The sequence below is a fragment of the Burkholderia sp. YHN3-13 genome (assembly GCF_055810675.1).
The window spans coordinates 1-6,583 of the sequence record NZ_JBVVNQ010000050.1; the positions used below are offsets into that span (position 1 = coordinate 1).

General features: G+C 65.4%; 6 protein-coding genes. 2 read left to right on the top strand and 4 right to left on the bottom strand.

Annotated features, from left to right (window positions below):
• On the bottom strand, window positions 1–206 hold a 206-nt coding region (locus AC0KUR_RS37535; protein WP_473377357.1), incomplete at its 3' end, for a DUF3429 family protein.
• Between the two features lie 2 nt (window positions 207–208).
• Window positions 209–961 (bottom strand): SDR family NAD(P)-dependent oxidoreductase, encoded by a 753-nt coding sequence (locus tag AC0KUR_RS37540; RefSeq protein ID WP_039369986.1) that lies wholly within the window; start codon window positions 959–961, stop codon window positions 209–211.
• A 296-nt stretch (window positions 962–1,257) separates the two neighbouring features.
• Between AC0KUR_RS37540 and AC0KUR_RS37545 the strand changes: the two genes are divergently transcribed.
• Complete coding sequence (locus AC0KUR_RS37545; RefSeq protein WP_212103867.1) at window positions 1,258–2,271, top strand: NAD(P)/FAD-dependent oxidoreductase; 1,014 nt, start codon at window positions 1,258–1,260, stop codon at window positions 2,269–2,271.
• 26 nt (window positions 2,272–2,297) lie between these two features.
• Here AC0KUR_RS37545 and AC0KUR_RS37550 read toward each other — a convergent pair whose 3' ends face one another.
• Window positions 2,298–3,827 (bottom strand): cryptochrome/photolyase family protein, encoded by a 1,530-nt coding sequence (locus tag AC0KUR_RS37550; protein ID WP_059676258.1) that lies wholly within the window; start codon window positions 3,825–3,827, stop codon window positions 2,298–2,300.
• Window positions 3,828–4,101: 274 nt separating this feature from the next.
• Here AC0KUR_RS37550 and AC0KUR_RS37555 point away from each other — a divergent pair, with 274 nt between their 5' ends.
• Window positions 4,102–5,073, top strand: a complete 972-nt coding sequence (locus AC0KUR_RS37555; RefSeq protein ID WP_226223651.1) for a MerR family transcriptional regulator — start codon at window positions 4,102–4,104, stop codon at window positions 5,071–5,073.
• A gap of 87 nt (window positions 5,074–5,160) precedes the next feature.
• Here the strand turns inward: AC0KUR_RS37555 and AC0KUR_RS37560 are convergent, their stop codons facing one another.
• Window positions 5,161–6,120 (bottom strand): alpha/beta hydrolase, encoded by a 960-nt coding sequence (locus AC0KUR_RS37560; RefSeq protein WP_473377358.1) that lies wholly within the window; start codon window positions 6,118–6,120, stop codon window positions 5,161–5,163.
• Window positions 6,121–6,583: the final 463 nt, after the last annotated feature.

The window sequence follows — 6,583 nt, forward strand, 5'->3', positions numbered from 1 at the left end:
GGCGACTCGGATGCGCGCAGCGCGACACCCCAATGCACGGCCCCGACGAACGACGCGATACACGCGGCGTAGTTCAGCAGCGCGTGCACGTAATCGTCATTGGCAGCCGACGCGTGGACACTCAGCCACGACAGCGCGACGAACGGCGCCAGGCCGGCCAGCGCCAACGCTGCGGGAACGCGGTAGCGATGCAGCGCCGCACGCATGATCACGACCTCGGCGAGACGATCAGCGCACCCTGGCCGCCATCGACGCCGAACTGCTGGCCGGTCACCCATGACGCATCGGCGCTCAACAGGAACGCCGCAAGCGCGGCGGGATCGTCGCCGACGCCGAGTCGTCCGAGCGGATTGGCGTCCGCGAGGCGCTTCGCGACCTGCGGCGCACTCGTCAGACGCGCGGACATCGCCGAGACGATCAGGCCGGGATGAATGCAGTTGACGCGAATCCCGCGCGCCGCGTAGGTGGCGGCCGCCACCTGCGCGAGCGCGCCAACCGCGGCTTTCGCGCTGGCGATGGCTTCATGGTTCGGGAACCCGGTTCTCGACGCGACACTGCCGAACAGCACCGCACTGCCCCCGGCCTGAGCGGCGAGCAACATGCGGACGAACGCGCGCAATGCGTTCCATGCCGAAAAGTAATTCGCCGCGAACGCGTCATGCAGTTCGGAATCCGAAGTCGAATGCATCGGCTTGACGACGATCGAGCCGACGCAATGCGCAAGCCCGTCCGGCACACCGAATCGCTCGACGCCTGCCTCGAGCGCCCGATCGAGCGCCGCCGCATCAGTCGCGTCGGCGGGCGCAACGACCACACGCTCGCGCGACATCGTGTCGGCAAGGGCGCCGAGACTATCAGCGTGTCGGGCTGTGAGCACCATTGAAACGCCCTTGGCGTCAAGCCGGCGCGCAAGTGCGCTGCCGACGGCTCCCGTTGCCCCGCAAATCCAGACAAAAGCCATGACGACTCCTGTTGCAAGCACCCTTCCCGCGCGGGGACTCCGGCTCCTGCGCGCGCGGCGCTCGACGACCGCCGCACGATGCGCAGCCGGGCCGCGACATGCCGTTTGTTCACAGTTTCTATTCTATGCCGATTCCCGGCGGGATGAAGCGATATAACGACTCATGATGACTTAACGAGTCAAAATCTACGTGTCACATTTCACAAATATCGACTTCATATGCCCGAGCGCGACATAGAATTCAATATGAGCGCTAAGAATTTGCGCAATATTCTGCATTTTTTTAGACGAATCAGATGACTTCATTTTCCGATTCGCCCGCCAACATCGCGATCGTCGGCGCGGGAATCGCCGGACTGGCCTGCGCGCGCGTCCTCACCGATGCGGGCCACCGAGTGACGGTGTACGAGAAAAGCCGTGGCGTGGGCGGGCGCATGAGCACGCGCCGCGCGGACGGCTGGCAGGCCGATCACGGCGCGCAGTATTTCACCGCGCAACATCCGGCATTCGTCGCCGAAATATCGCGATGGGTCGCCAGCGGCGCTGCCGCCCCGTGGGCCGCGCGCGTCGCATCGATCGGCTCACTCGGGCCGCGGGCACTGCTCGCGCCAGCTCAGCGATTTGTCGGCGTGCCGGGCATGACTGCGCCGGCGCGCCATCTGTCGGCCGGAATCGAAACGGTGCCCCAGACGACGATCACGGGGTTGATGCGAGACGAACATGGCTGGCGACTGATCTCGTCCGAGCATCGTGCGCTGGACGCGCGTCACGACGTCGTCATCGTCGCGGTTCCGGCGCCGCAGGCCGTCCCGCTCCTGCAGCGCGCCGAACCGGGTCTCGCGGTGATTGCCCAGCGTACCGAGATGCGCCCGGCCTGGGCCGTGATGGCGCAGTGCGGCCATTTGCCGAACCCGGGATTCGACGCCGCATTCGTCAATTCCGGTCCGCTTGGCTGGATCGCCCATGACACGTCCAAGCCCGGGCGCACCGGCGCGAGCACGTGGGTGCTGCACGCGACACCCGACTGGAGCCAGGCTCATCTGGAGGCGCCGCCCGAGCAGATAACGCGCACGCTGCTGGACGCCTTTCGGGACATCGTGGGCGCCACCGCCGACACGGCAACCGCCCATCGCTGGCGCTATGCCGAGCCGGCGCCGTCGTCTGTCGCGACTCCCGGCCGCTTTGCGTGGCGGGCTGGCCCGCGCATCGGACTGTGCGGCGACTGGCTGGGCGGCGGCAAGATCGAAGGCGCGTGGCTCAGCGGCACCGGCCTCGGCGGCGCGGTGGCCGACGCCCTGATCACGCACTGAACGGCGGCGGCCGATGACGGAACGGCCTACAGCGATTCGAGATTCCGCACCACGCTGTCCGCCTGCATGCGAATCGCTTCGAGCGCCGCGTCATCAAAGCGCGCGAGCTGCCGATAGACCATCCCGAGCCGGTTGTTGTGCTGCAGCGCGCCGCGGTGCCGGTCGAAAAAGTCCCAGTACAGCGCGTTGAACGGGCATGCGCGCGCGCCGGTTCGCGCATTGCGGTCGTACGCGCAGCCCTTGCAGTAATTGCTCATCCGGTGGATGTACGCGGCGCTGGAAACGTAGGGTTTGGTCGCCATTGCCCCGCCGTCGGCGTATTGACTCATCCCGAGCGTGTTCGGCATCTCGACCCATTCGAACGCATCGATATAGACACCGAGGTACCACTCATGCACCTCGTGCGGATCCAGCCCGGCCAGCAGCGCAAAGTTGCCGATCACCATCAGCCGCAGGATGTGGTGCGCATGCGCGTCTTCGAGCGACTGCCGCAGCGCGTGCGACATGCAGGCCATGCGCGTGCGGCCATCCCAGAACCAATGCGGCAACGGGCGGCGATGACCGAACGCGTTGCTGTTTTCATAGCCCGGCATGCGTGCCCAGTACACGCCGCGCACGAACTCGCGCCAGCCCAGTATCTGCCGGATGAACCCTTCGACGGCGGCAAGCGGCGCCGCGCCGCTGCGATACGCATGCTCGGCCCGCGCGACGACTTCGCGCGGATTCAACATTTTCACATTGAGCGCGAACGACAGCATCGAGTGGAACAGGCGCCGCGCGCTCCCGTGCATCGCGTCCTGGAACTGCCCGAAAAACGGTAGCGCATCCCGGATGAAGGCGTCGAGGCAGGCGAGCGCTTCGGCGCGATCGACGGGCCAGCGGAAGTCGCCGGCCGACGGCTCCCCGAAGCTGCGCACGCCCGCCGCAACGATCTGTTGCCACAGCGCACGATGATCGTGATGCGGACGCCAGTCGGCCGGTTCCGCGGGCGAGCCGGACCACGCCTGGCGGTTCTCGGCATCGTAGTTCCACTGCCCGCCTGCAGGCCGCCCTTCCCCGTCGAGCAAGACGCGATGCCGCACGCGCATGCTCCGGTAGAAGCGATCCATGATCCATGATCGGCCCGCTCCGAGCACTTGCGCGACCTCGTCGCGCGTCGTATGGAAATGACCGGTATCGACCGCGCGAACCGGCACGCTCGCCGCTGCCGCATAGGCGCTCAGCTGCTGGTCGACCCGCCATTCGTCCGGCAGCAGATACTCGATGCACGCCGCGCCGTGAAGCTCGGCGACACTGTCCAGGTTGGCGGGAATGGCCTGACGATTGAGCGGGTCGTCGATCTCGATGTAGTGCACGCGATGGCCCGCATCGCGCAACAGCCTCGCGAAGCGGCGCATCGCCGCAAAGATCGCAATCAGCTTCTGAGCGTGATGGAGCGTGTAGTCGGTTTCCTGCCGAACTTCCATCAGCACGTAGATCGTTTCGGCCCGGACATCGGAAAACCAATGATGATTCGGGTCCAGCTGATCGCCGAGGACAAGCCTTAAAGTCTTCATGGGACGCTTCGCGATTGATGATCGCCGCCTGGGTTGTCGAAACACCTGCGCGTCGAACGAAACACCTTGCCCCTCCGTACGCGCGGCACCGCGCGCGTCCTGACCGACCTCGCAACACCGAGCGGTACCGCTTCCAAGCATTTTAGCCGGCTCGCGCTTCGCGAACCACCTTTTCGGACGAAAATACGCATATTGAATCACTTTCCTGCTTCGTATTTCACGCAAACTGCGTACAATCCTGAGACAACAGTACGTCAACTTCAGGAGAGCAACGATGCCCCCTCGCAAGGATCGCGACACGCCCCATCGCTATCGCAGCGGCGAGGCCGCGCGCCTGGCGCGCATGCCGGCAGCCACGCTGAGAATCTGGGAAAGGCGCTATGGCGTGGTTGCGCCGCCCAAAACGCCGTCCGGACAACGGCTGTACTCGGACGACGACGTCCAGCGAATTCGATTGCTGAAAACGCTCGTCAATCAGGGCCACGCGATCGGCTCGATCGCCAGCCTGAGCCGCGAGGAACTCGAGGCGTTGTCGTTGACGAATACGCGTGACCCGGTGTTTCACGAGGCAAGTGTGAGCCTCGCGGTCGTCGGCGCGCTTTCGATTCCGGAATCCGCGATAGAGCGAATGGGAATCCGGATCGCCGCGCGAATCGACTCGCTCGACGACACGAGCGCGCATGCGGGTACGTCAGTCGATGCCCTCATCGCGACGACCACGTCGCTCCATGAGGATGTCGTTTCGCAGCTCGCTGCCGTGGCGCAACAGCTCAACGCGCACGCCGTGGCCGTCGTATACGGGTTCGGCACGGCAGAGGCGGTCGAGCTGGCGCGTCTGTCGGGGTTCGAGCTGTTCCGGTCGACGGAAGGCCAGACCAACCCGATATCGATCATTTCGAAACTGGCGCAAGCCGTCGTCAAGTCGCGCCAATCGAATGACGCGGATCGCGGGCTCTGGCTGCGCACGCGGCGACGCTTCGACGAGGCGACGCTCGCGTCGCTCGGCGGCCTGTCCACCACCGTCAAATGCGAGTGTCCGCGTCATCTCTCCGAATTGATCATGCAGCTCAGTGCGTTCGAGCGATACAGCGACGAATGCGTGTCTCGATCGCCGGCCGATGCGCTGCTGCACCGCCACCTTGGAGACGCAGCGAACCGGGCAGCCGAATTGCTCGAGACGGCGCTTGCCGTCATTCTTCGCGAAGAGGGATTGGGCGGGACGACGCCGGAACTGAAGGCGCTGTAGCGCGGCACGCGCGCCGCCGGCTGCTCCGACCTGCCCACGACGGCAGGTGGCGATGCTCTTTCGCGCGCATTGCGGGGCTTGCCTCGATCACCGAGCCGCAACGGAAGAACGAGCCACGGCGGCAGGCGATGTTGGCTGCCTGCTCGTGGCGCCGGCATTCGACGCATTCGCGACGCGATCCACGAACGCGGAGAGATCGTCGAGCACTGGCGCCACGCCTCGCAACGGCGCGCCCAGCACACCGACGATCGATGCATGGCTCACGTTCCTGTAACGCATGACCATGACGGTATCGCCCTTGTCTTGCAGCGCGCGCGCGAAGCGGGTCGTGTTGCCGGGCTCGACCACCGTGTCGTTTTCCGCGACGGCCAGCCACATCGGCGGCTCCGTACCCTCGATGAATCGAATGGGCTGGCTCCCGGCGCGCGCTTCCTCCGGGAAGATCCTTTCAAGCGTCGCATCACGCAGCGGCAGGAAATCGTAAGCCCCGGCCAGGCCGATCACGCCGGCGATATCGCTCTTGCGCATCTCCTGTGCCGCCAGATAGCGGCCGTCGGTCGCAAGCAACGCGGCAATCTGTGCGCCGGCAGAGTGCCCCATCAGAAACAGGCGATGTGGATCGCCGCCGAACGCAACCGCGTGCTCGCGTGCCCACGCGACCGCCTGCGCCGCATCGTCGACGAAACCGGGAAAGGTGGTCGCCGGATACGTCCTGTAGTCGGGCAAGAAGGCAACAAAGCCCCTCGACGCGAGCGCCTCGCCCACGAACAGATAGTCCTTGCGCTCGCCGGACTGCCAGCTTCCGCCGTAAAGGAACACGACCACAGGGGCGCCCGCACTCGCATCGGCCGGCCAGTGATGCAAGACGCGCGTGGGCAAGTAGACGTCGAGCACCTGGCGTTCGCCGGATCCGTACGGGATACCTGCGAAAAGACTGAACGTGTAGCTCGGCGTCAGCGCATTCAGGAGCCGCACCGGGCTGCACGCGGAGAGGAGACCGGCCGCGAGCAGCACCGACAGGACGACGAGTCCGGCTTTCATGTTCATGGAGACCCCCATTCCTGACGATTCCGGCCGCATCCGCCGCCTGATTTGTGGTTTACGGCGATTGCGTGCAAGCGGATGCATGCATCGCAGGGCAGCCGCGCCCCTTGACGGCATCCAGATCTTCCCTGCGCAAGTGCATCCGTCCGCAGCGGAGAGTCGTATGTGGAGTGGACAAGTGAATCAACGCGGAATGCCGACGGTCGCTCGCTGCCAAGCAATCCTCCGGTGGTGAGTCCGCTCGTCGACGATAGTGAGAGCCGTCCGCCATGAACGTTCTACCTGCCACTTTCCCCGAGATGCAACGTCGACATGGCGGCACGGCGAGCATGCCGTTACCGATCCGCCGCGAACGATCATGAGAAGCGCGCCGAATCAACTGACGTCGAGCACGAAAAAGTCCGGCGCCGCTCGCGTGTGCATCTATCTCGCGACGACCCAGACAGGATGGCTGGTATGCGTGATG

Coding starts and splice junctions, on each gene's coding strand:
- AC0KUR_RS37560 (WP_473377358.1), bottom strand. CDS start 6,120: ATGAACATGAAAGCCGGACTCGTCGTCCTGTCGGTGCTGCTCGCGGCC.
- AC0KUR_RS37545 (WP_212103867.1), top strand. CDS start 1,258: ATGACTTCATTTTCCGATTCGCCCGCCAACATCGCGATCGTCGGCGCG.
- AC0KUR_RS37555 (WP_226223651.1), top strand. CDS start 4,102: ATGCCCCCTCGCAAGGATCGCGACACGCCCCATCGCTATCGCAGCGGC.
- AC0KUR_RS37550 (WP_059676258.1), bottom strand. CDS start 3,827: ATGAAGACTTTAAGGCTTGTCCTCGGCGATCAGCTGGACCCGAATCAT.
- AC0KUR_RS37540 (WP_039369986.1), bottom strand. CDS start 961: ATGGCTTTTGTCTGGATTTGCGGGGCAACGGGAGCCGTCGGCAGCGCA.